The sequence below is a fragment of the Pseudalkalibacillus sp. JSM 102089 genome, from assembly GCF_041366475.1.
Lineage (GTDB): Bacteria > Bacillota > Bacilli > Bacillales > Guptibacillaceae > Guptibacillus > Guptibacillus hwajinpoensis_B.
This window is the reverse complement of record NZ_JBEWYW010000007.1, coordinates 35452-61747: the sequence shown is the minus strand read 5'-3', so window position 1 is coordinate 61747 and position 26296 is coordinate 35452. Positions and strand designations below refer to the sequence as shown.

The window sequence follows — 26296 nt, the reverse complement described above, 5'->3', positions numbered from 1 at the left end:
AAGTAAAGGGGTTTTTAATATTACGATTCTAGTGAATGCTTCCTTTGAAACGAGTGGGGTTCTATGCGACGGAATAATTTGGTGCGAGCAAGGGTGAAAATGATCAGTGCTGCCCAAATTAAAGCAAAACTGACTAAGTGCACAGTCGTAAACGACTCTCCATAGAGGAAGACACCTTGTATGAGCATTAAAGTAGGTGCGATGTATTGAAGAAAACCAATCATCGAAAGCGAAATACGGTTTGCCCCGCTTGCAAAAAGCAAAAGTGGTACAGCAGTGACAATTCCAGCGCCCAGTAACAATCCGAAAAGAGAGGCGTCTTCTAAATACATGGCATCGGCCACGCTTGTGCGAACGGTCATTAAATAAATTAGCGCAAACGGCGTAATGAATAGCGTCTCAATTGTTAGTCCTGTTAAAGCACCAAGCCTTGCTTTTTTCTTCAATAAACCATACATTCCGAAGCTCATGGCTAGGATGAGAGAGACCCATGGTATTTCTCCAAATCGAAAGACGAGATTTAATACGCCAATTGTAGCAAGTGCAAATGAAATGAGTTGCCAGAAGGAAAGCTTTTCTTTTAAGAATAGAATACCTAGAAGAACGCTAATTAATGGGTTGATATAGTAACCAAGGCTGGTTTGAATGACGTGATCATGATTGACAGCCCATATGAATGCATACCAATTTATAGTGATAAATACGGATGCAAAAGCGATCGCTGCTAGCTTCTTCGGACGACGGAAAATACCGAGAAGCTCTATTTTAAATGAAGTTAATTTCCTCAGCACGATTAATATGATAATCATAAAAGCAAAGGACCAGATGATCCTATGAGCTAACACTTCTTCAGATGGTACTTGCCCGACGAGCTTCCAATATAGCGGTAGAATGCCCCATAAGAAATAGGCGCCGGCACCCGAAAGTATCCCAATCATTTGTTCATTATCTGAAAATTTCATCGTTTTTCCTCGTTTCCATAAGATCACTTCACACTAGTTTAGCTTCCTTTCCAAATCATTACAACGAAAAAGCGTTCGTCTATGAACATAGACTGTTACATAAAGCGAAAGGGGCTGGAAGCAATGAGAGCAGCGCGCATTTTATTAGATCAGAAGGTGGGAGACGTAACAGGGAACGGCATTCCTGATCTTGTGACCCTTACTGGTAATAAACCATTTGGGGACGATTCACCGTTAGTCGATAGCGTTGTTCTAACGATCAAAAATGATACCACAGCGGTCGATGTCTCTTTTGCTCTTCCGGGTAGTAGTGGCTATAACCCGACCCTTTATTTGGGTGATTTTACCGGGAACAAAGTGAAGGAAATATTAGTGCGTTCTGATTCTGGAGGGAGTGGAGGGCTTACGTATGACTTTTTGTATTCCTATCTAAATCAAACCCTGAGGTTGCTTTTTGATCAACAGAGTTTCTATGAAGCTTTTACTTATGATGTATACTACCTTGATTATTATCAAGCGAAGGTTGATAATAAAACGTTAAATCAGAACTATATTGTGAGTCTTCTTTATAAAGGAGAAGAGTATCTTTCGGAAATTTATAAGGAGAATGGGCAATTAAAAGCCCCGATAAAGGGAAGTGTCTTGCCTCCTAGTGGCGTATATCCCATTGATTTGCAGCGTGACGGAGTTAATGAATTGTTGGTTTATCAGAGAGTAATCGGAAGGTATAACGCGGATGGGCTAGGTTTTCTTTCTACACCACTTCAGTGGAAAGAAAACCAGTTCGTTCCTATGTATCAATCCTTATGTTTATTTGGATAGTGAGTATGTAAGAAAAGGGGGGTGTAATCCCCCTTTGGAATTTCGTTTTTATTGCTTTTCAAGAAGAGATGCAAGTACGTGTTTCTTGAATTTCTCTGTCTTGCGTCCTTCAATGTAACGTACATCATGTTTTTTAAGCTGTTCAACGTACCAGCCTTTGCTTGCGTAATGCATCGAACCATCCTTTCTCTAATGAAAATTCTATAAGGAGTATTCTATAAACCTTAACCGTCAACCATGTTATCATCCATTGTTCTTTATGAAAAGAGGAAAAGTCTATTTTTTTGAAGGAATTTTGTTACAGGGTTCATGACAATTCATTAACAGAAAAGGATAATGAAAGTAAGGAGGGATGTGCATGGATTTTGCATGGTTTGTGGCAGAGGATAAGATTAAAACAGCATTAAAACATGGTGATTTTGACGATCTCCCTGGTAAAGGAAAACGACAGAATCTTGAGGATTTATCGATGATTCCAGAAGATCTTAGAATAGCCTACAAAGTTCTAAAGAATAGTGGCTATCTCCCTGAAGAAATGGATTTAAAAAATGAGTTACTGTCTCTAGAGAAACTTCTTGAGTATTGTGAGGATGATAGGGAGAAAGAGCGGCTAAAGCAGCGAATTTCAGAAAAGCAGCTTCGCTACAATAAGCTTTATAAGGAAAGACGCTCCCGTTTAACCAAAGAATATCAGCATAAAGTGCAGAAGAAACTAACCGAATGGTAAACGCCCCCTTTAAATTCAATTTAAGGGGGGTTCTTTTTTTGAACGAACACACTCTATTAAAGGAGAAATTTAAACTAAGGCGAATGTAAGTATAACAGCACGGGCGTGTTTTCTTGCAGAAAAGCCTTCCAACAATAGAGGGGGTTAGAGAATGGATGGGTCTATATCAGTACATGAGCTAGTTAAAACGTATAAAGGTGATGTGAAAGCTGTTCAGGGCGTAAGTTTTGAAGTAGCTGAAGGCGAATTTTTTGCCTTTCTCGGCCCTAATGGTGCAGGTAAATCTACGACTGTTCAGATTCTTACAACGCTTGTGAAACCAACGACAGGAAGCATCCACATTGGTGGTGTTGATGTTGGGGAAGAACCCGAACGGGTACGATGGAATATTGGTGTGGCGCTCCAAGAAACGGGTATCGATCCAGTGTTAACGGGGAGAGAGTTAATTGAAATGCAGGCAAGACTATTTGGGTTTAGTAAGAAAGAAGCCAAAACAAGAGGTGTAGAGTTACTTACCCTGGTTGACTTAAATGATGCAGCTGATCGTCCATGTGGAAAGTATTCTGGGGGAATGAGACGGAGGTTGGATCTTGCGCTCACCTTAGTTCATAAGCCAAAAATTCTTTTTCTTGATGAACCAACAACTGGACTTGATCCATCGAATCGAAAAGCTATTTGGAAAGAAATTAAGCGGTTGAATAAAGAAGAAGGAACGACGATATTCCTTACAACTCAATATCTTGAAGAAGCTGATCAACTTGCTGATCGAATCAGTATCATCAATCAAGGAAAAATTGTCGCATCTGGAAGTGCCGAAGAGTTAAAAAGGACGCTCGGATTTGATGCGATTCAACTTATGTTCGAAGAGGTTGAAGAAGCGGAGCGAGCAAGTAAAACGCTAGCCGATCTTGCAGAGAATATTGAGCGATCAAAAGAAGAGGTTACACTGTACACTAAGAATGGAACTCAACTTCTATCAGAACTTGTTCGTAAGCTTGATGAACACAACCTTTCACCAAAAACATTGAATGTAAAGCCACCATCTTTAGACGATGTATTTATTAATGTGACGAACGAGCAAAAGGAAAGGGCGTAAAGCTATGGCTGAGCAAAAGAAAGGCTCTTTTCTTGTAGATACACTGGTTTTTACAAAAAGGAGTATCATAACAATCATTCGGAATCCATTGATTTTCATTCCTAACTTAATCATTAGTCTTTTCTTTTTGTTTGTTTATGAAGGAGGATTAAGTGGGATTTCACAGCTTCCTGCATTTGAAGGAGCAAACTACCTTGCCTTTATTTTACCTGTCTCTATCGTTTCAGCTGCGATCGGGGGAGCTGGTGGAGCGGGGCAAGCGCTGGTTAAGGATTTAGAAAATGGATACTTTTCACGTCTTCTTCTTACCCCTTCCTCAAGACTTGCTATCGTACTTGGTCCGATTATTGCGGGAATGTTGCAGCTGCTCATTCAAACGGTGTTAATTCTAGTAGTTGCTTATTTTCTTGGTCTAGAAGTTGCAGCAGGATTTGGTGGAGTAATCGTCATTCTTTTATTAACGCTTGGGTGGGGGCTTGCTTTTGCAGGGTATTCAGTTGGTGTAGCGTTACGAACAAAGAATGCTCAATCTGCACAAGCAGGGACTTTTGTATTCTTTCCACTTATTTTTCTTAGCACAACTTTTGTTCCCTATGAATTGATTGAAGCAGGTTGGTTAAAAGTTGCGGCAACGATTAATCCGACTACATACTTATTTGAGGCGATGCGCTCCGTGTTTATTGATGGTTGGGAAGCTTGGCCGCTTATTAGAGGATTTTTGGTCATTGGTTTATTATGTGCTATTACGATTAGTTTCTCAGCGGTAAGTGCCTCCAAAGCTGTAAGTGCTGATTAAGAGAAAAAGCTCGCATTTTATTGCGGGCTTTTTTAAAATATAGGCTATTTTTTAGCTGCATGTAGAATAAAGCGGTGTGAAGGTATATCAATAAATCCGTTATTTTCTATATTTTTATGTAAACGATAGAGTGCGTTTCGATAGCGTTCGATTGAGAAGTTAGGAATCTGCCATGGAATCGCTTTTAAATAATAAATGACTGCACCAATGTCATAAAAACGTGTAGAAGGAAAAGATTCTTTAGCATCTACAATGGAAAATCCGTAAGATTCCAGCTCTTGAACGGCGTAATTCAAGTTCCAATGATCGTATTCAGACTTCATTGGAGCATCCAACACTCGATTTAGTTCTTTCATATCTCCCCCGCCAACCTGCTGAGTAATAAAAGCTCCATTAGCAGATAGTATACGATGGACTTCTTTTGGAGAGTAGGAATCATGCTTGTTCATCACGAATTGAAATTCAGCATCTAAAAAAGGAAGAGTATCGTCATCCTCGAATCCTTTTACAATGACACCTTGGGGCTCAAGTCTTGATTTGGCAATTGGAAGGTTAGGGGGATAGCCTTCTGTTGCTGCTAACTTATTTGGAAATGGCTTTAATGCTTCAAGAAATTCTCCGCCGCCAGTTCCCATATCAAGTACACTGTAGCTAGAGCGGAAATGGTGTAGAACATAAGAAGTGTACGACCAGGGAAGCGGTTCGCCGTTCATTCTTTCTGTATTTGTAATATAAGAAAAATCCCAACCTGAGAACGGTGTTTCGATGTCTTTAATGTGAAATTCAAATGCTTGATCTGTTATCACGTATAACCCCTCCTGTTATTAATTACCATTATAGCAGTGAAGATGTAGAGAGTGAGAAAAAGTTATTATAATCAATTAGGATTTAAAACTACAGAGATTAGGGTAAACCAAGGTATGCGAACATTCGATTGAATCGATACTGCAAACCTAGTGAATCTGGAATGGAGATTAAAGGACGTGAAGACATTGAATACAGCTAAGTTATATGATCTTATAGGAATTGGGATTGGGCCGTTTAATTTAGGGATGGCTGCACTTGCAGATGAGACAGAGGTAGAAGCGATTTATTTTGATCAGAAAGAAGAATACAATTGGCATCCAGGGATGTTGATTGATGGAGCAGATCTTCAGGTTCCATTTCTTGCAGATTTGGTTACCATTGCAAATCCAAAAAGCCCTTATACTTTTATTAATTACTTACATGAGCATGATCGACTTTATCAGTTTTATTTTTTTAATAAATTCGATATACCGAGAAAAGAATACAACGCTTATACTAAATGGGTTGCGTCACAATTAAATAATTGTTTCTTTGGTCAAAAAGTAATTGATGTTCTTTATGATAAAGAAAAAGCATGTTATAACGTTACGATTGAAGAGGTAAAGACGGGTCGAACAGAGACCTTACAAGCAAAGCATGTCGTCCTAGGAACAGGGAGTGTGCCAAATATACCTGATGGCTTCGACTCATATCCACCTGAAGATGTTCTTCATACAAATCATTATCTTTATCACGAGAAAGAGTTGAAAAAATCACGTTCAGTAACAGTGATCGGGTCAGGGCAAAGTGCTGCAGAAGTGTTTTATGATTTGCTTCATGACCAGGAGAAGTACGGCTATCATTTGAACTGGTTGACTCGCTCAGCAGGTTTTTTTCAATTAGAATCAGCTAAGCTAGGGCAGGAAGTATTCTCACCTGATTATGTTAGCTATTTTCACGGCCTTTCGTTTGACGACCGGAAAGATGCTCTTTCAACACTTGGAACTTTAAGAAAAGGCATAGATCCATCTACATTAAAGAATATTTATCACCTTCTTTATCATCGATCCTCAGAGGATTCGCTAGATGTGATGATTCAACCTTTAACAGAGGTAAATGGTATCGAAAAGATAGATGATCGCTATGAACTTGCCTGTAGACAGTGGCAAGAAAATCATGAATTCCAAGCGAATACGGATAAAGTTGTGCTTGCGACTGGATATAAACCTCACTTCCCTGAATGGTTTAAACGGATAGAAGACGAAATCGAATGGGAAGATGAGAACCTATTTAAAGTAGAAATGGATCAGCAACTGGTTTTTAAAGATGGAAGGAAGAACCACATTTTTACGTTAACGAATCTTGATCATTCTCACGGAACTGGCGCAACAAACCTTGCCCTTTCTGTTGAGCGAAACAAGCGCGTGTTGAACTTCGTAGCAGGAAAATCGTTATTCAAAGTTAATACAAATACCGTTTTCCAACAGTTTTCTAGTAAAGGAATATAGAATTTGGAGTGAATAACGAAAAAATCTTTATCTTTTACTAAAAATGAAAGCTATACGGAAGCACAACAGAAAAAGGACTCCCCAACTTATCATGTTTGGGAAGTCCTTTTTCTTTCACTAGAATAAGTGATGTTAGTGTTTCTAGTCACGTTCTTTTAACATGAGTGAATATCCTTCAAGATTAACAACATGGTTAATACCCTGGCGAAACGTTGAAAATGTAGGAATCTTCGGATCAAGATCAAGATTCATTAACCATTGCACAACCCGCTTCGTGATTCCCACATAAACGACAAGGATACCCATTAAAGAGAGTGACTTTGTCATCGTCTCACATAAGGCTTGGGCTGAGCTCGCATTCAATTCAGATAGCCCTGAGAAGTCCAGTAGAACATAATCCGTATTGTTAACTGCACAATAATTTAATGTGTTGTTAATAAGCTTTTCTGATCTTTCTTCATTCATGGTGCCGATAAGAGGGATAAGAATTGCATTATCAATAATGGTTGGAATAATTGCTGAAGATAGTTCACTAACAAGTTTTTTGTTTTCCTGAAGCTCCTTTTGCTTTTCTGTTACATCGCGCCAGACAAGTAGATAACCAGTTTTTTCACCTGACTCGTTAAGGTATTCAGAAATAACGATACTAGCAGCAAATCGGTCAAATAAGGTAATGGTACTTTCATATGGCAACTGATAGAGCAAAATGTTTCTTTGGTGTGAAGGATTTTGATGGAATTCATCAATGCTTTTCCCGATTAGTTCTATAGGGTGCTTAATAGGTAAATAAGGTATAAGTGACTTAAGTAGCATTTCTGCACGTTGGTTAAACCACACAATACTTAAATCTAAATCGCATACAAATATATTATCGCCTAAACTATTAAGCGCTCTTGTTGTCTCACTATGTGAAAAAAAAGTCGTTTCTGCCAACTCATTACCTCCGCAAATTTAACTAACATATTAATCATATTATAATTCAAAGCATACCAATTGCCTATTAATAACGAATAGTAAAAGACCGTTCATTCTCATTTACATCTTTTTCTTCCATAATCACGTTATCAACGACGGAATAGGGGCTCCCTGATTCTAGTGCAGATTGAAAATGTCTCATAGCGGCTTCTTCTCCTTGTGCTTCCACTTCGACCGAGCTATCCATTCGATTCATGACATAGCCAGTAAGGCCATATTGGGCTGCTTTTTGCTGTGTATATGCTCGGAACCCTACACCCTGAACTCTTCCTTTAACAATATAATGATACCGTTTCATCTCGCTTCATCCTTTCAAAGTAGTCCTATATAGTACTTTTCCTATTTGTTGTTCTATTAAACGAGTAGCTCTTCAGTATATAGAATGGAAGATAAAGAAGATGGAAGGCGATAATGGTAATGCCTTCGAGTGAAAGTAAGTAGAATGGCCATGGTCCTAAGTAGTCCAAAATGGTATGACTATGTGGCTTATTTATTAAGAACATGTAGTTTGAACCGATGCTAAGATTGATTGCAAATAACACAGCTACATATAAATTCAGAGTTGTAAAGGCCGTCCATATTGAGCGATAGGAGGGGATATATTTATCAACGGCAATAAATAACCATGATGTTAGAACGATCCCGCCGTGAGCTACAAAAAAATGAAAAAATCGAAAGTGTGGATAAGAATAGAAGCCAAGATCAGGCGTGATCATTGCGAGGAGAGCGCTAGACGTACCTACGAAATAAGTTATTTCAAACAATCGCCTCTGTTTAGTTATTAGCAGAGCAACAGATAACAGAAGTGAAATGCTACTTAATTGAAGAGGTAAGGTCGTAGTAATGCTCCATTCGCTATAGTAAATAAACCAGAGATGAAAACTACCCTCTGACAGTAATAAAGCAGTGGCAATCATTAGTCGCATCGCAAGATTTGCACGCTTTTCTTTTAAGTCTGATCTGAAGCAAAAAATAAGCAACATCATTACCCCTAAAGTAAACAACGCTGATAGGTGAGGAAACGAAAAAAGAGCAAAGCGGTTGTCTGTCGACCAGGAGAAAAAAGTTTCCATTCCTAAAAAAACCTCTATTCTAATCAAGTTAGCTATTATAAAAAAGCCAAAAGCGTTTATTCGAAAGCTTTTGGCTTCATTTATTGAGATTGTTAAAGAATCTGTACATAGTATTTTGATCAAGAAAAACCACTAAATGGCTAGCTCAGTTCAATCCTTTAATTGATTGTAATGAGAGCGTGCTGAACAGAAGGAAAGCTTTTGATGGAAGACAGGGAGAAATCAGCTTGTACACCTTCTAAGACAAAGTCAGGTCTAGCTCCGGTTAGCATTAGTTCAGCTCCCATGAGTTTAATGAGCTGATGGAGTTGATAGACTCCTTTGTGAAGTTCAGAGGTGAAATGGCTGACACCAGAAAGGTCGATAATCAAGTATTCATCTCCGCTCTTCTGAATATGGGCACTTACGTTCTTTAGAATGAGATCGATTCGTTCGTCATCAATGTGCCCAACTATTGGAACGATCGAGACTTTACGGTCAATTGGAACGATTGGAGTGGATAAACGTTTCACCTGTTCGAAATAATGTTCAGATCGTTCTTCAGCCATTTTACGTTTAGTAACATCCTGCTGTACCCCTACAAAAAATGTTTGATGTTCACTTTCGAAGTAGACTGGGTAGATTTGGAGTTCATTCCAGAAGAACTCTCCATTTTTTTTGTAATTTTTGATTTCAACTTTGATTTTCTCTTCATTTTGAATAGCGGAACGTAATTGAGCAACCGTTTCTTTATCGCTATCCGCTCCTTGTAAAAAACGACAATTATTCCCGATAATTTCATCGGTTGAATATCCGCTTAATTTCTCGAAACCTTCATTTGTATAAACAATTGGATTGTCGGGAAGCTCAGGATCTGTAATGACGACTCCTGTATCTACATATTCTATTGCTGTTCTAACGAATTCATTTCTTTTCATACGCTTAAGCTGTTCTTTGTTTACTTTCATAGCTTACAGCTCCATGACGTCATATTTCTCATTTGATCATCACCTTTTACATTGAATGGTACTACTAGTATAAATCGCTATCGTAGAAAAACCAATGAAAACCCATTTTTTCGACTAGCTTATAAAAATGTTCAGATAATAAACTGAAGAAATCAGACAAATAAGATAGAGATATAAAGCATGTTTAGTATTCATGATATAATAAAATTATTTATTTAGAATGAACGGGAGGGGTTATGTAATGGATGCACTTGATGTTATGGGAAAAAAAGAAGAGATCTTCCCATACTTCCAGCCTATTGTTAGTGCTGATAAGCAGCAAATTATCGGTTATGAAGTTCTCGGAAGAATTCGAACAGAAGAAGGAATAGAAAGTCTTGGATTCTTTTTTCAAGATCAGTCTATACCTGAAGAGTACATATTAGAAATTGATTCACATATTCGAAGTCAAGCGATTGATATTCTTTTAGAGCGCGGAAACGGTCAGAGCCTATTTTTTAATTCGAGTGCCAGGCACCTTCTTTATGACCATGGTGAAACCTTCACAAACGATCTTGAAGAGTATGCGAATAAGGGGATCACTTATGAACAAATTGTTATAGAGGTTTCTGATTATGATATTGAAGATGAAGCGTTACAGACTCTTCAGCATATCCTTACATATTATAAGAGTCTTGGTGTACAAGTAGCTGTTAGCCATGCAGGTAATACGATGAGTAATATTGAAAAAATCGCTATTCTTAATCCTAATATTATTAAGGTTGGTTTATTGAATTTGAAAGATAAGGGTATGCCTCCAGAATATCGAGAAGTTTTGTATGCCTTATCTATGTTAGGAAGAAAAATTGGTTCAACTCTACTATTTGAAGGAATTGAAGGAGTAGGTCAGCTAAAATATGCATGGGAGAACGGCGGGCGATATTATCAGGGGTACTATCTTGGTAAGCCGAGAGCAGATTATTTGGATGTTAACCAATATAAATCTTTGCTAACAAATGAATTTCAACATTTTATCATGCATGAGAGAAAGCGTCTTCTCTCGCTTTATGAGCTGTCTCAGGACTTTAATCGTCATTTGCAGCAGCACATAAAAAGGAGCAAGCAAAATGATTGGAATACAATGGTAGCTGAAGCTGCCCATTCTCTTGGTGAAGCTTGTTTTAGAGGCTACATTTGTGATGAAGACGGTCACCAAGTTTCGTCTAACTATTATAGAAATGGAGAAGGAGGGTGGGAGTTTCAGCCTGAATATGAAGGCGATAATTGGAGCTGGCGTCCATATTTTCTTGAAAATATCGTGAGGATGAAGCATGAAAAGGTTGGGATATTGTCTGACCTATATAGTGATATTGAAACAAATGAGCTCATCCGGACTTACTCTTATCCTATAAATGAATCTTATTACTTGTTTCTAGATATACCATACCTCTATCTTTATGAACGAGATGACTACTAGAGAGTGGTAAACATAAGCTCCGTAGAAAGTCATTGTTCCACGTGGTTTGCGTCATATAGAAAGTTTGTGGCAAGACTAGAGTGAAAAGAGGCTTTTAAGGGTAGTAGTAAGATAGTAGCTATAGGAGGGATCAGATGCTTAAAAAAATATCTGTTAAAACAAATCGTCGAGATGAAATGATTGATATTACCTCAGAGGTTAAAAAGGTTATCCGTGATGAGAATCTTAAACAGGGAACTGTTCTCGTCTATTCGGCTCATACAACGGCTGGTATTACGATTAATGAGAATGCTGATCCAGATGTAAAGCACGATATGCTTATGCGATTAGATGAAGTGTATCCATGGGAGCACGAAAAATACCAACATGCTGAGGGAAACTCTGCTTCTCATCTTAAAACAAGTACAGTAGGTGCATCGCAAACGATCATTGTAGAAGAGGGCAGTCTTATTCTTGGCACGTGGCAAGGCATTTATTTCTGTGAGTTCGATGGCCCACGTAACCGTACCGTTTATATCAAAACAATGGAGGGATAACGATGATCCGAGTCTTATTCGTTTGTCTAGGAAACATCTGTCGTTCACCAATGGCGGAAGCAGTCCTAAGGTCGAAAGTAGCTCAAGCTGGATTATCGGATCAGATTGAAATTGATTCAGCTGGTATAGGTGATTGGCATGTAGGAGAACCTCCTCATGAGGGAACTCGGGAAATTCTTTTAAAGCAACAAATTTCAGTGGATGGAATGAAAGCAAGACAAGTGAAGGAAGCCGATCTTTCTCAATTTCACTATGTGATTGCAATGGACGCAAGTAATCTTGGAGAACTTCATGAAATGGCGGGAATGAACTCCTCGAGCTCAATTTCACGATTGATGGACTACGTAAGCGAAAGTGAGATTGAAGATGTGCCGGATCCTTATTTTGAAGGGAATTTTGAAGAAGTTTACCAAATGGTTGAAGAGGGCTGTTCAAAATTACTTGAACATATTAGAGATGAAGAGGGCATATGAAGCTTGATATAAAAAAAGCGATTGTAGAAACAGGTGATCGAACTTCAATTGTCGATATGCAGCCTGTTTTAGGAGGCTCGATAAATCAGGCATTTTACGTTCGAACGAAAGAGCGGGAATACTTTGCGAAAATAAATAAAACAGCTTCTGAACAATTTTTTCTAGCTGAAAAAAAAGGCCTTGAACGATTACGGAATAATGGATTGATGGTACCAAATCCCCTTCTACTTAAGGCGCGTGATGAAACAGAAATGGTTTTTCTGATGGAATGGATTCGTTCCAAACCATCTGATGAAACAGGCGATCGGAGACTAGGTAGTCTTGTTGCAAAAATGCATCAACAGCATTCCAATCAGGTTGGTCTGAATGAGCCCAATTTTATAGGAGAGCTAACTCAATTAAACAGCGCTTCTTCCAATTGGGTTACGTTCTACAGAGATTTGCGTCTTGGGGTCATGCAGGAGCTAGCAATTGAAAAGGGGAGAATCTCAAGGGAGCGTGACCGCCGCTTAACCCAACTCCGCCAGAGGCTTGATTCAATCATAGGGCATAAACCATCTTTTTCACTTTTACATGGTGATCTTTGGGGTGGTAATTGGTTGTATGGTGAGAATGGGCAACCTTATTTAATTGATCCTGCTGTTTATTTTGGTGACCGAGAAGTAGATATCGCATTTACATATTTATTTGGTGGTTATTCAAAAACGTTCTACGAGCAATATGGAGTTGATTATCCGTTAGAGAAAGAATTTGAGGATCGAATTCCTATCTATCAGTTATATTATCTTCTTGTTCATTTGATCTTATTTGGGGAAAGCTATGGAAGTGCGGTAGATCGAATACTGCAAAAGTACACACTCTGAATGTTATGAAGGCGTTTCATAAGCGTAAATAAAGGGAATTAAATCGCATCTTTATATAACAAGGAGGAAATCAAATGAGTCAGACATATTCAGGCGGTAGTCAAAATAAACTGTTTAAGGCAGTCCTTATTGGTGGATTAGCAGGCGCACTTATTTCACTGTTCGATCGAGGAACGAGAGAATCCATTCAAAACGGATCAAAAAAAGCAGGCACTATTTTGCGTGATATTAAGAATAATCCATCATACTATACGGATAAATGGAAGCAAACCGTAGATGATGCAAGCGGGCTAATGAAGGAAGTACAAGATGACATTTCAACCCTGTCTCAGAAATTCAATGGATTGAAAGAAAGTTCGGTTGAAGCGTTTAATCTTGTCAAAGAAACACAGGACGATCTTAAAGAAATAGGCTCGAGAGTTGTGGAAGCTGGTGAAGAATTAACTGGCAACACTAACGATAAATTGACACATTAATTGAGCAGCAGGAGGGTATATGGTGGATGCATCAATAGGGCAATTTTCGAAACAGCTATTTTCAAGAATAAAAGAACACCAAGTAACCGACTTATCAGCACAGCTTGCTTACTATTTTTTATTATCGCTGTTTCCGTTTCTGATCTTTGCGATTACCCTCCTCACTCATTTTGATTTCTCTCAGGATCAAATTCTTGATTTAATTGCGCAATACGCACCTTCTGAATCATTTGTGACCATTCAAGAAAATCTTATTCTCGAAGATGGAGCACGCAAAGGTCTTTTATCATTTGGGATTATCGCAACCATTTGGTCAGCATCTAATGCCATCAATGCGATCATTAAGTCACTTAACCGAGCATATAACGTTCAGGAAAGTCGACATTTTTTATTAGCGAGAGGATTATCGATTCTATTGTCGTTAGCGATGATCTTTGTAATCGTTGTGGCACTCGTTTTACCCGTATTTGGAGAAACACTATGGCGTTTTTTTGTATCGTTCTTTGAATTACCTGAATCATTAAGTTTTATGTTTGCGATCATCCGGTGGACTTTAAGCCTATCCATTATGATTGTGGTTTTTATGTTTATCTACTACTATGCTCCAAATAAACGGCTGAATTATAAAGATGTGTTGCTAGGGTCTGTATTTGCTTCGGTATTTTGGCAGCTCGTATCATTAGCCTTTTCCTACTACATCAACAACTTTAGCAACTATTCTGCTACATACGGCAGTCTTGGAGGGGTTATTGCCCTTATGCTCTGGTTCTATCTCACTGGCCTTGTGATTATCATAGGGGGCGAAGTGAACGCGACTTCAAATTATTTCAGGAAAAAAGCCCAATAGAGCTAGCGGCGATATGCTGCTATAACTATTGGGCTTTTGTTATTTTAGTAGGCGTAATCCGTTTAATATAACAAGAATGGTACTGCCTTCATGACCGAGAACTCCCAATGGAAGGGTGAGGAATTGAAAGAAATTAGATGCAATAAGGATGAAGATGACAGCAATGGAAAAGATCACGTTTTGTTTAACAATTTGATTTAATCGGTTAGAAAGATTTACGGCTCGAGTAAGTTTTCCAAGATCATTTTTCATTAGAACAACGTCTGCCGTTTCGAGCGCTACATCTGTTCCCTGACCCATAGCAATTCCAACATCAGAAACCGCTAGAGCCGGTGCATCATTAATGCCGTCTCCAATCATGCCAACCGTTGCATATTTTTTCTTTAATTCTTTCATGTGGGTTACTTTATCTTCTGGAAGACAATTGGCGAAATAGGTTTCTATGCCAACTTCTTCTGCTATCGCTTTTGCTGTTTGTTCACTGTCACCTGTGAGCATAATAGGCTCAATCCCACGTTTTTTCAACGCTTTAACCATTGTTGCGGATTCACTTCGTACTTTATCTTTTAAAGCTATCATACCAGCAAAACCATGTTGATCCGCAGCAAATACAATGGTGTTCCCACTTGATTGCAACTGGGCGTACTTTTCTTGAAAAGAATCAAATCCATCCTTATCACTAAAGAAATCTAACTTCCCTACCTTCCAGCTGATTCCGTTAATTTTCGCTTCAACACCCCATCCAGAATGATCCATCATTTCCTCAGGTTCTAGCCAGTTATGTGATTTTGAATGATTAACAATGGCTTTAGCAAGTGGATGTGTCGACTGCCGTTCGATAGAGGCTACGATGTTCATGAATGTATTCTCATCAATATCTGAACGAGTGAAAACATCTGTAACTACTGGAGAACCTTCCGTTAATGTTCCCGTTTTATCAAGTGCAACAGCTTTCATGGAGGCGAGTTGTTCGAGATGAACCCCTCCTTTAAATAGAATGCCATTTCGTGCACCTGCTGATATAGCTGATAGTGTAGCTGGCATAATGGAAGCAACTAGGGCGCATGGGGAAGCAACAACAAGAAAAACCATAGCACGATAGATCGTTTCATCCCACGTCCATCCAAAAAGAAAGTGAGGGAGGATCATAAGTAAAGAGCCCATTAGTAATACGATTTTGACATACCAGCCTTCAAGTTTTTCGATAAACAGCTGTGAGGGTGCTTTTTGATCTTGGGCTTCTTGAACAAGAGCAATGATTTTTTGGAAGACGGTGTCCTTACTACTTTTAGTCATTTTTATGGTTAAATGTCCTGATATATTTAATGTTCCAGCAAATACTTCCTCATCGATTCGTTTAATGACTGGAATAGACTCGCCGGTAATTGCAGATTGATCCAGAGAAGTTTGCCCTTTCATAATTAATCCGTCTGCAGGGACTCTCTCTCCTGGTTTAATAAGAATAACGTCATCTACAGATAGTGAACTAGCAGGTACAACCATTTCAGAACCGTTTGAAATAACGGTTGCGGTTTCTGGTTGAATTTCCATCAGAGATTGAAGCTCTCGTTCACTCTTGTTCAATGTATAAGTTTCAAGGGCACCACTTAATGCAAAAATAAATATAAGTATGGCTCCCTCAGTCCAGTACCCAATACTACCAGCACCGATCGCTGCGATGATCATAAGAAGCTCAACATTCACGTCTTTCTCAGCAAACGAGTCTTCTATTCCTTCTTTTGCTTTAGCGAAACCGCCAATTACAAATGCCGTGATATAGAGACTGGCTTCAACGGAAGGTGAAAATGCACCCTCCATGATCCAAGCAAAGGCAATGATTAATCCACTTATTAGGGCAGCAGTAAGCTCCCCGTGACGTTTTAAAGTATTCCACCAGAAAGAAGTATGTGAGGTGTAAGTACTTGATTGAATATTTGCCTGTTCCATTATCATTCCTCCTTTTTCTAATTGAGAATAATAGTCATCTTCATTCCCTTGCTAAACGTGCAATGCTGTGACCACTTAAAGTAGTCACAGCATTAGAAAGCTGATAAAACGGAGTTATCTAAATCGCATTGAGAATGTTTTTCATGTAGATTAGAATGATTATCATGTTTTAATAATTTTATTCTATCACATGCTTCTCATCTTGACTATAAGAAAAAGAACAATTGGATGGAATGATTTTATGTTTAAAAATGGGAATGAACAGGGAATTGAATTTGTAACAAAGAAAAGATGAGGAGGAGTACAATGCTATTAAAAGAAAAGCTAGAACAACTGAAACATGCTCGTGTCCAAAAGCCTGATAAAGTGTTTACTTTGTATTTAAATACGGATCGTCGTGATGCGGACCGACAAAATGGTGAATGGAAAATTCAATTAAAAAACGGATTTCGAAATTTCGAGGAATACTTAAAGCAAAGTGGTAATAAAGAAGATCTTGAAAAATATGAAAAAGTAAAAGAGAAAATTCAAGATGAGCTTAATCGTATAGAAAATGATTTAAAACGCGGACTTATTATTATTGCTTCTTCAGATGATCAGATTTGGTTCGTAGAGCGTACGCAAGTTCCAGTCGAAACGAACCTTTATTGGGAAGAAGAACCTCAACTAGAAGTAGTAGAAGAACTTGAAAACAACTATCCCAATACTGGTATTGTGCTTGTCCATCATGATTATGTTCGGATTATTGAAACTGAACTTGGTTTTCTAACCAAAAGTGAAGAATATGCCTGGGATCCGGACGAGGATAACTGGAGAATTTACGAAGGAACAACGGGAAATGAGAATATCTCTGGAAATGGAAGTACAGCACAGCGAGAGCTATATGAAGATCGAGTAAAGGCCAATCGTGAGAGATGGTACAAATCGATGGCTGCAAAGCTTGATAAAAAAGCAAAAACTCAGCAGTGGGAAAAAATCTACGTGGCTGGTGAAAAAGAAGAAGCAAACGAATTAAATGAGTTAATGAATAAGGAAGCGACAGTAGTTGGTAAGAATTATTCTGATAAGAGAGATGATGAAGTGATCGAATCGCTAGTCTCATAATAATAAAAGCACCCTTGAGGGTGCTTTTATTATTATGAGCGACGTTAGCTTCCACTGTTGCTTCTCGATTTTTGACTCATTCAATTGGTCATTACAGGGCGAGCAAAAAATCTAGAATGTTAATAAGCATTACCTTATTTTATTAGGGCTATTTGACAGCTTTAACAGTGAAAATTTTCGGAATGCCTCTGTCGTGGAGCTTAATATTAGGTTCCTCTGTTACCTGTTTAATAATAAGGTTCTCATCAGCAATGCTTGTAAGAATTTCACCAAGTGTCCATTTACGCTGAAGCACCAGGCTTTCTGCTGTTTCGTTCGTTAAATGCTTCTCAAAAGCAACTTTAGTTCTGTAAATTGTCGGATCGAAATAGTTACCATCAACTTTATGCTTCTTTCCTTTAGACGAAATAAGCTTTGTTGATATAGGATGGAAATCTTGGATAACAAAGGTGCCTTCTGGTTTCAAGAGACGTGAAACAACCTTGAAGAGAGGGTGCAGATCAAGGAAGTAATGTAAAATCCCCAGTTCCATAACAATAATATCAAAACTTCCATCGAGGTCATGGTTCATTTTTAAAATGTCAGTGACATAATAGGAGAGGTCCACGTTACACTCTTCTGCAATTTCTTTGGCGAATCGCTCGTTTTCATAGGAAAAATCGATGACTGTTGCATTTGCACCAAGTAAACTCATTGCAGTCGCTTTCATACCATGTGATCCCATTAAGTTGGCTACTTTCTTTCCTTGTAATGAAGGAAGATACGGTAGAAGTGATTTAAGACGTGATTTTGGATTTTCTTTTAATTTTGTTGCGGCTTCCTCAGGTTTTCCAAATCGATTAAGCAACGCTTCGTAAGTTTGTTGATTCCAAGATTTTTCATTCTGGGCTGTCACATTCTCTTGTATTTTTTTTAGGTGAGCATCAATTATATTCCGCCATTCCGGAAGCTTTTGATAGTAATAGAGTGAAAGGCATTGGACCGATTGTTCTCCTAGTGAGACTTCAATGAGATAAGGGTTCGTGCGGATAACGGTGTTGTATGTGCACTCAATACGTACCGGACACTCATCGATCACATAAAGAGCGTGAGAAGTTTCAGAAGTGTATTCTGGTTTTGCTACTCCATATTTAAGATTGAAATCACCTACGACGGACTCAAAAGCATCCCATTGAATCGAAACGGCTATAGAATGAGGGGCATCGACTGCTCCTTGAAGCCAAAGAGCTGTTTCATTTATAAAGAAAAAAGGAATGTTATAGTTGTTTAGGTTTGAAGAAAGGTTCTTTAAGACATTTTCTTGGAGTTCTGGCATTTTTCCACCTCAATTTTGTTACATGAATATATTTTGTATAGAATACTATAGCATATAGACAGCCCATAAGGCATCTGAAGAATAGGGAGAGACATAGGATATGCAGACTCAGAATGAAGGTATGTCAACACAGAAATGGGTGAAGAGGGGTGGGTCCTTCGCTTTAGGTATCTACTTACTTGCGCTTTTCTATGCGACATTGTTTATTTATAATTATTATCCATATGGTAAATCAGTTAACCTTGTCTTGTTCGATAGTATAAAGTTAATGTGGGAAAGCGGAAGCTACTGGCTCATCTTAAAAAATATTATTGGAAATATTATGTTGTTTATGCCGCTAGGATTTTTAATACCGCTAGTTTATAAAAAAGGAAAGTCTGTGCTTATTATTGGTCTGATCGGTTTTTCAACGAGTACAGTTATTGAATTATTGCAGTACTTTGTCGCTCACCGTATATTTGATATTGATGATATTCTCTTAAATGCTCTTGGAGCTATCGTGGGCTACGGTGCCTATCGCATAGTGCTTTCATTATATAGGAAAATGAAAAAGAAAAAATAAAGAGGCAGCTTGCGCTGCCTCTTTATCATTTCGTTATTTAGTCTTCTTTTTTCGCTTTATCAAGAAGTTTAGTAATACGTTTTGTAAGCATTTTACGACCTTCTCCGCCTGCTTGGAAATGACGAAGTTTACCTTCTGAATCAAACACGTAATAGGCAGGTACATATTGGTTTTCGAATGCGTCTGTCAATTTGTGATCACTATCAACGAAGATTGGTTGGCTAATATCGTGTTGATCAGCTACTTGTTTAATTTCTTCAAGGTCAAGGTCTTTTTCAGAGCGTGGCATATGAACAGCAATAACATTCATATCTTCGCTATACTCATCACGGAATTCGTTAACCATTGGCATAGCTTCTTTACATAGACCACAGCTAATGGACCAGAAGTGAATAAGAGTAAGTGGTTTATTACCTACGAGGTCACTCTTCTTAACTTCTCCGTTAAACCATTCTTTAGCGCCTTCTAGTTCAGGCATTTCTTCGCGTAGTTTCATTCTGTATCGACTCCTTTGTTCGGAATTAATTATAATCATTATCAGATAATCACAATTCTCATTATAGTACATATAAATCATAAGTCAATGAAAAGGGTTCATGTATTATATTATTAAGATGGCTATAAAAAGGTTTCTTTACTCACGATGTAGAATACTGAGCATGTGGTTCGGGTTTCTTATGAACGGACGTTGCTGTAAATAAGAAGAGTAGCATCCCGCTAATCGCATAGAAAATGCTTCCTTCTGTAAACCAATCAATGAAAACTCCACCAAGATAGGGTCCGAGTATACTACCAATGCCAAAAAATATGCCAGCTAGAATGTTCCCGGTTGGGAGAAGACTATTTGGTAGCAGATCGGCCAAGTAGGTAATACTTAGTGAAAATAAAGATCCAACCATCATGCCTGCAAGGAAAAATAAGATAAAAAGTATTGGTACTGATGTGGTGAAGATCGCACACGAAAAACTAACCCAGCCAATAAAAATACTAACGAGCAAGATATTTTTTCGACCAAATTTATCACTGATAACGCCAAGAGGCATTTGAAACACAAGACTTCCGATTACAAAGGCTGGAAGTAGTATCGAAACCGATTTAATATCAATTCCGTTCCGAAGTGCATACACAGGGAAATTACCGTGAAGAGATGCTTCAAGAAAACCGTATCCGAAAGAAGGTAAGAGGGCTACCCAGCCAACTTTCAGGACGCGCGCATATTTAGATAGAACTCGTTCAGAACCTTGCGTCAATGGATCAGGGAAATCATTTTTGATTTTTGTCAGCATCAACCATGTCACCATAGCAATGCCTGATGCCAGTAAAAATGGGAGGTACATAGAATACTCAACTAGAATAGTCGAGAGGGGACCGGCAGCGAAACCAAGTCCGAATGCAGATCCATAAATGGCGATGTTTCTCCCCCTTTTTTCTTTTGGGGTCGTTGTTGTAATCCAAAGTTGTGTTGCGAAATGAAGAAGGTTATCTCCTATTCCGACAATGATTCTTAAAATGAACCAAAACCAAAAAGCCTGCCATATAGGTATTAGCGTAATTGAAACAATAACAAGCAGAAGTCCAACGGCTATAGCTGGTTTATAACCATATTTTCGAACGGGTTTCTCAATAAAGGGTGAGGCAAAAAGGATCCCTATGTAAAGAGCCGAAGCATTAAGGCCATTCATGCTAGACGATACGCCTGCCTCCTCTAGAAGAATAGATAATAAAGGAAGCAGCATCCCTTGAGAATACCCGGAAATAAAAACGATTGAAATAAGAATCAGAAATCGGTAACGGCTTGATTCAAACAATTTGTTCACACTCCAATTAGCCAAAAAAGGAAATTCTTATCAGTGCTTATTATAATGGAATGGGGTAAAAAGAGCCACCGTTCGCATTTTTTTAAAAGCTGATCTAAAATAAGGACAACGTCTAGTAAAGGAGTGGTCATGTTGGAATTTAACATGAAGAAAGAAGAAACTGGTTTTACAGCTGATTTTGAATATGGAACGCTTCATATTTCGGGGGACGAGCAGTTTGGTTTTCGTCCATATCAACTACTTGTTTCATCGATAGCAGTATGTAGTGGTGGTGTGTTACGCCAAATTCTTGATAAAAAGCGAATGGACTATGAAGATATTCAAATAAAAGCGGATGTCACTCGTAATGAAAAGGAAGCAAATCGTGTTGAAGAAATTCATCTTCATTTCACACTAGTTGGAGAGCTGAACGAGCAGAAAGTAGAAAGAGCGCTTGAATTAACGAAAAAGCATTGTTCAATGGCACAGTCTGTTGTAGGGAGTATTGAATTGAAGGAAACTTTCGAGATTGTATCAAAATAAAGAAACGAAAAAAAGGGTCACCACAGTGGCCCTTTTTTTCGTTTCTTTATTTTACCTATCTATGCGTAGTAAAACTCTTCGAATGGGAGGTTATTTTATAACTCAAGTGTTTCTGGTGTGTTTTCACCCTCATTCATTAAACGAATTGTGTCCGGAGTGATTTTGAGAACGACATAGTTTGGATCTTCTGGTGAATCGAACCATCGTTTCAGCTGGTCACCCCATAGTTTTTCTTTCGTTTCTTTTGAGTCATCTATCGTGACGTGACCTTGTACTTCTACGTAACGGTCATGCCAACCTTCGCCGTCGTATCCAAGCAAAACGTGCACGTTATTATTTTGCTCGATGTCTTCTACTTTATGAGTTTCCTTACTAGTTGGAGTCATTAGTGTAAGTTCATCGTGGAAGAACGTCATAAATCTTGAATGAGGCTTATTTTCCTTCACTGTGCTAAGTGTTCCTACATAGTGAGAATCAAAAATGCTCAGTACCTTGTTTTTAATTTCTGATTGAGACATTGCCATTACAAATTCTCCTTTCGAATTTAACTCTAATCTTAATCTTCCTCTAATCTCGAATTCTAAAACGCGATAATATGCCATTATTTACTACGGGAGCTTTTAGCGCATTCATTCGTTTTTCAATCAGATACTAGGGGTATAGCCATATGTAGATTCTAATTTCAACATAAGAAGGTAATCAGATGAACAAGAGCTATGATTTTACTCAAGGTAACATTACGAAGCAAATGGTTTATTTTTCATTGCCTATTTTTTTAACTAATTTACTGCAAACGTCTTATCAATTTATAGATAGCATTTGGGTTGGTAACTTACTCGGTTCAAATGCACTTGGCGCGATTTCAATTGCAGCTCCCGTCATTTTCACTGTTCTCTCCTTCATCATCGGAGTGAATAGTGCAACGTTAACAGTACTGTCTCAGCGGAAAGGGGCATCTGATAAAGAAGGGTTAGTCGAGTCGCTAAATGCTTTTGTTGTTGCGTTAACGATCTTATCGGTTGCGTTTGGAATTATTGGCTTCCTCTTTACTGACCCCATTCTTAAATTCCTTGGAACGCCAGATGAGATATTTGAAAGTACGAAAGTATACTTGCGAATTAACTTTTTAGGCATTCTCTTTTTATTTGGGTATAACTTTATTGGCACAGTATTGCGAGCTCTAGGGGATAGTAAAACTCCGATTCGATTTGTCCTTTTTGCTGTAATTTTAAATACTGCACTGGATCCGTTGTTTATTGCTTATTTCAACTGGGGAATTGAAGGTGCTGCATATGCAACGATTATTTCTCAAGGGTCAGCCTTTCTATATGGTGTGGTTTATTCTATCTGGAAGTCTAAAATCCCGTTTACTGTTCCCCATCTTCCAGACATGAAAGAGCTTAAACGTATTTCAAAGCTTGGAATTCCTGCTGGCTTACAAATGATGACCGTTTCAGCGGGAGTGACGGCGATTATGGGGATTGTTGCAAGTTTTGGTACACAAGTGGTTGCTGGTTTTGGAGCTGCGCAAAGGCTTGATCGTATTATCATGTTACCGGCGTTTACGCTTGGGGCCGCTGTAAATAGCATGGCTGGACAGAACATTGGCTCTGGAAAGTGGCAAAGAGTTTCAGCGATATCTAAGAATGGGATTGTTTTAATCCTTGCCGTTTCTTTTACAATTAGTGCTATTATCTTTTTATCAGCTGAATCAATGATCCGTCTCTTTATTGATGACCCTAAGACAATTGCTTTCGGTGAGAACTACTTAAAAACCGTTGCTTTTTTCTATCCGTTTCTTGGTATTAATTTTGTTTTAAATGGAGTGGTTAAAGCTGCCGGTGCTATGGTTCAAGTGCTTATACTTAATATTATTTCATTCTGGGTCCTTCGCGTTCCCCTCACTTACGTTTTTTCAAAATGGTTAGGAGCAGAAGGGATTGCGTACGGTATAGGAGTGAGCTTTATTATCTCGAGCGTATTTGCTATTGGATATTACCGTTATGGAAAATGGCGTGATATAGAATTATTCGAACAGCAAAAGGAAGAAGACTCAAGTCAAAGTAAGGCTTAAAAGGAATAGCTTAGAAAGTGTCGTCTTTTTACTACATCGTACGTTACAATGAAAAGGATATAGTAAAAGAGAGGATGCAGTCAGTGAAAATAAAACGATTCTTATTTTATGTAATAGGGCTCTTCGTATTAACTGCTGGAATAACATTAACAATTAAATCTGATATCGGAGCAGGAGCTTGGGATGCGCTTAACGTAGGATTATCTGAGAAGGTCGGTTTTACGGTTGGGACCTGGGTAATCCTCGTTGGAGTCATCTTGATTATAGTCAATGCGCTTCTGATGAAAGCCTGGCCAGATTTCTTTGCTCTTATCACGATTATCGTAACAGGTTTGTTTATTGATTTTTGGTTAATTACATTGTTTTCAAATTGGACGATTACTGACGTATTCCTTGCTTACGCGGTTTTTATAGTAGGAATGATATTCATCGGCCTAGGTATTGCGATATACCTTCAAGCCAAATTTGCGGTGATCCCAATCGATGGTTTAATGCTTGCCATTCATCATAGAACTGGTTTAAGCATTCGAACTTCGAAAACGGCTGGTGAACTTATTGCGCTACTTGCTGCATTGCTTTTAGGAGGGCCGATTGGTGTGGGCACGATTGCCATTACGTTTGGCATCGGGCCTCTTGTCCAATTTTTCTATCCTACTTTTGAGAAAATGAACGCTTAAGCGTTCATTTTTTTTTTGGGAAATGTCTAGCGCTTATCGACTCTAAATGTTCGCTTCCGCTTTTAATATCTAAATTTGTTGGATAAAAGGGATGGTTCTAGAAAAAAATACTGATAAGAGTTTGAAGCCATTCGGTTAAATGAATGCTAACAAAGGAGAAGTTTGTATGAAGAAAATCGTGTTAATGCTCGTTATTCTAGCTGTTATTCTACCTCTAAACACACTAGCCGCAGAAGGTCAGAAAGCGCAGAAAGATCAATCGCTAAAAGTTCCTGACTCTACGGTTAATATTTCGAAAGAAAACACTTATCCAAATCCCGCACAGGATTTACCTACTTTGCAGCCGAGTGAGTTGACGAAGGAGTTAACAGGATCTGCAGATGTCCCCATTGCTAATCCTGAATTGATTCAGATTTTAAATGATTCTTCGATTTCACCGTCTAAGCTAGCGATCGGTTATCGTGCGAGTATTTATCTAGGTAAGTGGGCGTTAAATTATGATTCTGCTGAAACAAATATTAACTGGCAATACAAGCAGGCGAATATAAATCGGGTAGATAATCGAGGTGGAAGTGGTCCAATTCAGATGACGTATCGCCAAGAGGAAGAGAAGAAGGTGAATGGTGGTCTAACGGCCTCGATTCCTGATAGTGAAGACGTGAAGAAGATGATGATGATGAAGGCATCTGAAAAAACGAAGCTCTCTTTATCTTTTCAAACAATGATTGGGAAAGATACTAAAAAAGGTAATGTGTATAATGTGGGAGCTAAGAACTATGGTACTTTAACGAGCTATGTTCCTGCTGTAAATGAAAAAGGAACAGTAACATATGGAGAAGTTTATCTTGTTTTAAAAGGAAGCAAAATGAAACTTGAGGTTCGTAACGTAACTCAGCAAGGAATTGGTGCTTGGATCCCGGTTCAAGACTACCTTAGTTTTGAATTTAACACGCGACAATAACCAGCAGAAATGCTGGTTTTCTTATGGGGATAACAAAGTATTCGGTTTGAGGAAGTAATTTCCTTAGCCAAAGAGATGGAATTAGGATAGAAAACAGTGCAAACTTCACACACTAAATAAGGGGACAGACAAAGGAGGGATTAAATGAGGATACTCGTAATGACGATCGTTATATTTATTGGAACAGTGACGGGAACCTATGCGATAGATAACACGTCTCATGATTGGTATTTTAAACGAAGCAAAAATCATGCACCTGCCACAACAGAGCCTGAATTTCAGGAATTACTAAAGCCCTATGACAGCTACTTCATTGGTCGAACGGATCAGAAGGAATTGTATATGACATTTGATAATGGGTATGAGAATGGATTCACTGACGATATTTTGGATGTTCTAAAGAAAGAAGGTGTACCTGCCACCTTTTTCGTTACCGGTCATTACTTAAAGGACCAGCCAGATCTCGTTAAGAGAATGGTAAAAGAGGGACATATCGTTGGGAATCATTCTTGGAGTCACCCTGATATGACGGCCATTTCTGATGAAAAAATAAGAATTGAATTAAAAAAAGTGAAGGAAGAGTACACCCGATTAACCGGAGATGAAACGATGCAGTATGTTCGACCACCTCGCGGCGTTTTTAGCGAAAGGTCACTCGCTATTACTTACGAAGAGGGGTATCGTAACATCTTCTGGTCACTTGCCTATAAAGATTGGGAAACGGATAAGCAAAAGGGGAGTCAGTATGCTTATGATTCGATTATGAAACAAGTTCACCCGGGAGCGATACTGCTTCTTCATACAGTCTCAAAAGATAACGCTGAAGCTCTTCAGAAAGTTATTAAGGATTTAAAAGAAGACGGGTATACCTTTAAAAGTCTGGATGATCTTGTCCTAACTGAAACAATTCCTGAACCGCTTATTCCTTAATAAATATTCTAGGCTGCCAGAAATGGCAGTCTTTTGCATGATTT

At 38.5% G+C, this 26296-nt stretch carries 30 protein-coding genes; 18 read left to right on the top strand and 12 right to left on the bottom strand.

Annotated features, from left to right (window positions below; translation table 11 throughout):
- Positions 1-20: 20 nt before the first annotated feature.
- Positions 21-962, bottom strand: coding sequence for an EamA family transporter RarD (rarD, locus tag ABVF21_RS15345; protein WP_303533862.1), 942 nt, complete (start codon positions 960-962; stop codon positions 21-23).
- A gap of 123 nt (positions 963-1085) precedes the next feature.
- Between rarD and ABVF21_RS15340 the strand changes: the two genes are divergently transcribed.
- Complete coding sequence (locus ABVF21_RS15340; protein ID WP_303533864.1) at positions 1086-1784, top strand: VCBS repeat-containing protein; 699 nt, start codon at positions 1086-1088, stop codon at positions 1782-1784.
- A 48-nt stretch (positions 1785-1832) separates the two neighbouring features.
- On the opposite strand, the gene ABVF21_RS15335 is transcribed toward ABVF21_RS15340, so the two are convergent.
- A complete protein-coding gene (locus ABVF21_RS15335) occupies positions 1833-1958 on the bottom strand; it encodes a DUF2639 domain-containing protein (RefSeq protein WP_194220132.1) in 126 nt (41 codons plus the stop codon).
- 184 nt (positions 1959-2142) lie between these two features.
- On the opposite strand from ABVF21_RS15335, the gene ABVF21_RS15330 reads away from it, so the two are divergent.
- From ABVF21_RS15330 to ABVF21_RS15320, 3 genes are all read left to right on the top strand, one after another.
- Positions 2143-2511, top strand: coding sequence for a DUF1992 domain-containing protein (locus ABVF21_RS15330; protein ID WP_371018528.1), 369 nt, complete (start codon positions 2143-2145; stop codon positions 2509-2511).
- 151 nt (positions 2512-2662) lie between these two features.
- Complete coding sequence (locus tag ABVF21_RS15325; RefSeq protein ID WP_303533870.1) at positions 2663-3607, top strand: ATP-binding cassette domain-containing protein; 945 nt, start codon at positions 2663-2665, stop codon at positions 3605-3607.
- 4 nt (positions 3608-3611) lie between these two features.
- The gene (locus tag ABVF21_RS15320) at positions 3612-4403 is read left to right on the top strand and encodes an ABC transporter permease (protein WP_303533873.1); all 792 of its coding nucleotides are present in this window, start codon (positions 3612-3614) and stop codon (positions 4401-4403) included.
- A gap of 44 nt (positions 4404-4447) precedes the next feature.
- Here the strand turns inward: ABVF21_RS15320 and ABVF21_RS15315 are convergent, their stop codons facing one another.
- Positions 4448-5209 (bottom strand): methyltransferase domain-containing protein, encoded by a 762-nt coding sequence (locus ABVF21_RS15315; RefSeq protein WP_371018527.1) that lies wholly within the window; start codon positions 5207-5209, stop codon positions 4448-4450.
- Positions 5210-5386: 177 nt separating this feature from the next.
- Between ABVF21_RS15315 and ABVF21_RS15310 the strand changes: the two genes are divergently transcribed.
- Positions 5387-6697, top strand: coding sequence for a lysine N(6)-hydroxylase/L-ornithine N(5)-oxygenase family protein (locus ABVF21_RS15310; RefSeq protein WP_303533878.1), 1311 nt, complete (start codon positions 5387-5389; stop codon positions 6695-6697).
- Between the two features lie 141 nt (positions 6698-6838).
- Here ABVF21_RS15310 and ABVF21_RS15305 read toward each other — a convergent pair whose 3' ends face one another.
- The 4 genes from ABVF21_RS15305 to ABVF21_RS15290 form a co-directional block, all read right to left on the bottom strand.
- Positions 6839-7630, bottom strand: coding sequence for an STAS domain-containing protein (locus ABVF21_RS15305; protein ID WP_303533880.1), 792 nt, complete (start codon positions 7628-7630; stop codon positions 6839-6841).
- A gap of 67 nt (positions 7631-7697) precedes the next feature.
- Positions 7698-7970 carry an acylphosphatase gene (locus tag ABVF21_RS15300; protein ID WP_303533881.1) on the bottom strand — a complete coding sequence of 91 codons (273 nt, stop codon included), beginning with the start codon at positions 7968-7970 and terminating at the stop codon, positions 7698-7700.
- A 25-nt stretch (positions 7971-7995) separates the two neighbouring features.
- Entirely contained in the window at positions 7996-8745 is a 750-nt protein-coding gene (locus tag ABVF21_RS15295) for a TIGR02206 family membrane protein (RefSeq protein ID WP_371018526.1), read from the bottom strand.
- Positions 8746-8903: 158 nt separating this feature from the next.
- A complete protein-coding gene (locus ABVF21_RS15290) occupies positions 8904-9692 on the bottom strand; it encodes an STAS domain-containing protein (RefSeq protein WP_303533883.1) in 789 nt (262 codons plus the stop codon).
- Positions 9693-9933: 241 nt separating this feature from the next.
- Here ABVF21_RS15290 and ABVF21_RS15285 point away from each other — a divergent pair, with 241 nt between their 5' ends.
- The 6 genes from ABVF21_RS15285 to ABVF21_RS15260 all read left to right on the top strand — a co-directional run bounded on the left by ABVF21_RS15285 (position 9934) and on the right by ABVF21_RS15260 (position 14343).
- The gene (locus ABVF21_RS15285) at positions 9934-11148 is read left to right on the top strand and encodes an EAL domain-containing protein (RefSeq protein WP_303533885.1); all 1215 of its coding nucleotides are present in this window, start codon (positions 9934-9936) and stop codon (positions 11146-11148) included.
- A 134-nt stretch (positions 11149-11282) separates the two neighbouring features.
- The gene (locus tag ABVF21_RS15280; protein ID WP_194220122.1) at positions 11283-11684 is read left to right on the top strand and encodes a secondary thiamine-phosphate synthase enzyme YjbQ; all 402 of its coding nucleotides are present in this window, start codon (positions 11283-11285) and stop codon (positions 11682-11684) included.
- A 2-nt stretch (positions 11685-11686) separates the two neighbouring features.
- On the top strand, positions 11687-12157 hold the full coding sequence (locus ABVF21_RS15275) for a low molecular weight protein-tyrosine-phosphatase (RefSeq protein ID WP_303533889.1): 471 nt from the start codon (positions 11687-11689) through the stop codon (positions 12155-12157).
- On the top strand, positions 12154-13020 hold the full coding sequence (locus ABVF21_RS15270; RefSeq protein WP_371018525.1) for a fructosamine kinase family protein: 867 nt from the start codon (positions 12154-12156) through the stop codon (positions 13018-13020). The genes ABVF21_RS15275 and ABVF21_RS15270 overlap by 4 nt, the downstream gene beginning before the upstream one ends.
- A gap of 74 nt (positions 13021-13094) precedes the next feature.
- Positions 13095-13496, top strand: coding sequence for a YtxH domain-containing protein (locus ABVF21_RS15265; protein WP_303533894.1), 402 nt, complete (start codon positions 13095-13097; stop codon positions 13494-13496).
- A gap of 22 nt (positions 13497-13518) precedes the next feature.
- A complete protein-coding gene (locus tag ABVF21_RS15260) occupies positions 13519-14343 on the top strand; it encodes a YihY/virulence factor BrkB family protein (protein WP_371018524.1) in 825 nt (274 codons plus the stop codon).
- Positions 14344-14382: 39 nt separating this feature from the next.
- On the opposite strand, the gene ABVF21_RS15255 is transcribed toward ABVF21_RS15260, so the two are convergent.
- On the bottom strand, positions 14383-16296 hold the full coding sequence (locus ABVF21_RS15255) for a heavy metal translocating P-type ATPase (RefSeq protein WP_371018523.1): 1914 nt from the start codon (positions 16294-16296) through the stop codon (positions 14383-14385).
- 300 nt (positions 16297-16596) lie between these two features.
- Between ABVF21_RS15255 and ABVF21_RS15250 the strand changes: the two genes are divergently transcribed.
- Positions 16597-17394 (top strand): VLRF1 family aeRF1-type release factor, encoded by a 798-nt coding sequence (locus ABVF21_RS15250; protein WP_303533899.1) that lies wholly within the window; start codon positions 16597-16599, stop codon positions 17392-17394.
- A 148-nt stretch (positions 17395-17542) separates the two neighbouring features.
- On the opposite strand, the gene ABVF21_RS15245 is transcribed toward ABVF21_RS15250, so the two are convergent.
- Positions 17543-18709 (bottom strand): class I SAM-dependent methyltransferase, encoded by a 1167-nt coding sequence (locus tag ABVF21_RS15245; protein WP_371018522.1) that lies wholly within the window; start codon positions 18707-18709, stop codon positions 17543-17545.
- A gap of 100 nt (positions 18710-18809) precedes the next feature.
- Between ABVF21_RS15245 and ABVF21_RS15240 the strand changes: the two genes are divergently transcribed.
- Positions 18810-19271 carry a VanZ family protein gene (locus ABVF21_RS15240; protein WP_303533902.1) on the top strand — a complete coding sequence of 154 codons (462 nt, stop codon included), beginning with the start codon at positions 18810-18812 and terminating at the stop codon, positions 19269-19271.
- Positions 19272-19308: 37 nt separating this feature from the next.
- Here ABVF21_RS15240 and ABVF21_RS15235 read toward each other — a convergent pair whose 3' ends face one another.
- Positions 19309-19767, bottom strand: coding sequence for a TlpA disulfide reductase family protein (locus tag ABVF21_RS15235; protein ID WP_194220113.1), 459 nt, complete (start codon positions 19765-19767; stop codon positions 19309-19311).
- Positions 19768-19909: 142 nt separating this feature from the next.
- Positions 19910-21079: an MFS transporter gene (locus ABVF21_RS15230; protein WP_371018521.1), complete on the bottom strand. Its 1170-nt coding sequence runs from the start codon at positions 21077-21079 to the stop codon at positions 19910-19912.
- A gap of 141 nt (positions 21080-21220) precedes the next feature.
- On the opposite strand from ABVF21_RS15230, the gene ABVF21_RS15225 reads away from it, so the two are divergent.
- Complete coding sequence (locus ABVF21_RS15225; RefSeq protein ID WP_371018520.1) at positions 21221-21610, top strand: OsmC family protein; 390 nt, start codon at positions 21221-21223, stop codon at positions 21608-21610.
- A 95-nt stretch (positions 21611-21705) separates the two neighbouring features.
- On the opposite strand, the gene ABVF21_RS15220 is transcribed toward ABVF21_RS15225, so the two are convergent.
- Complete coding sequence (locus ABVF21_RS15220) at positions 21706-22128, bottom strand: pyridoxamine 5'-phosphate oxidase family protein (RefSeq protein WP_303534016.1); 423 nt, start codon at positions 22126-22128, stop codon at positions 21706-21708.
- Positions 22129-22313: 185 nt separating this feature from the next.
- Here ABVF21_RS15220 and ABVF21_RS15215 point away from each other — a divergent pair, with 185 nt between their 5' ends.
- From ABVF21_RS15215 to pdaA, 4 genes are all read left to right on the top strand, one after another.
- Entirely contained in the window at positions 22314-23684 is a 1371-nt protein-coding gene (locus ABVF21_RS15215; RefSeq protein WP_303533907.1) for an MATE family efflux transporter, read from the top strand.
- A gap of 74 nt (positions 23685-23758) precedes the next feature.
- Entirely contained in the window at positions 23759-24361 is a 603-nt protein-coding gene (locus ABVF21_RS15210; protein WP_371018571.1) for a YczE/YyaS/YitT family protein, read from the top strand.
- Between the two features lie 166 nt (positions 24362-24527).
- The gene (locus ABVF21_RS15205) at positions 24528-25322 is read left to right on the top strand and encodes a YfkD famly protein (protein ID WP_303533909.1); all 795 of its coding nucleotides are present in this window, start codon (positions 24528-24530) and stop codon (positions 25320-25322) included.
- A 144-nt stretch (positions 25323-25466) separates the two neighbouring features.
- Positions 25467-26252 carry a delta-lactam-biosynthetic de-N-acetylase gene (gene pdaA / locus ABVF21_RS15200; RefSeq protein WP_303533912.1) on the top strand — a complete coding sequence of 262 codons (786 nt, stop codon included), beginning with the start codon at positions 25467-25469 and terminating at the stop codon, positions 26250-26252.
- The last annotated feature ends 44 nt before the right edge of the window (positions 26253-26296 follow it).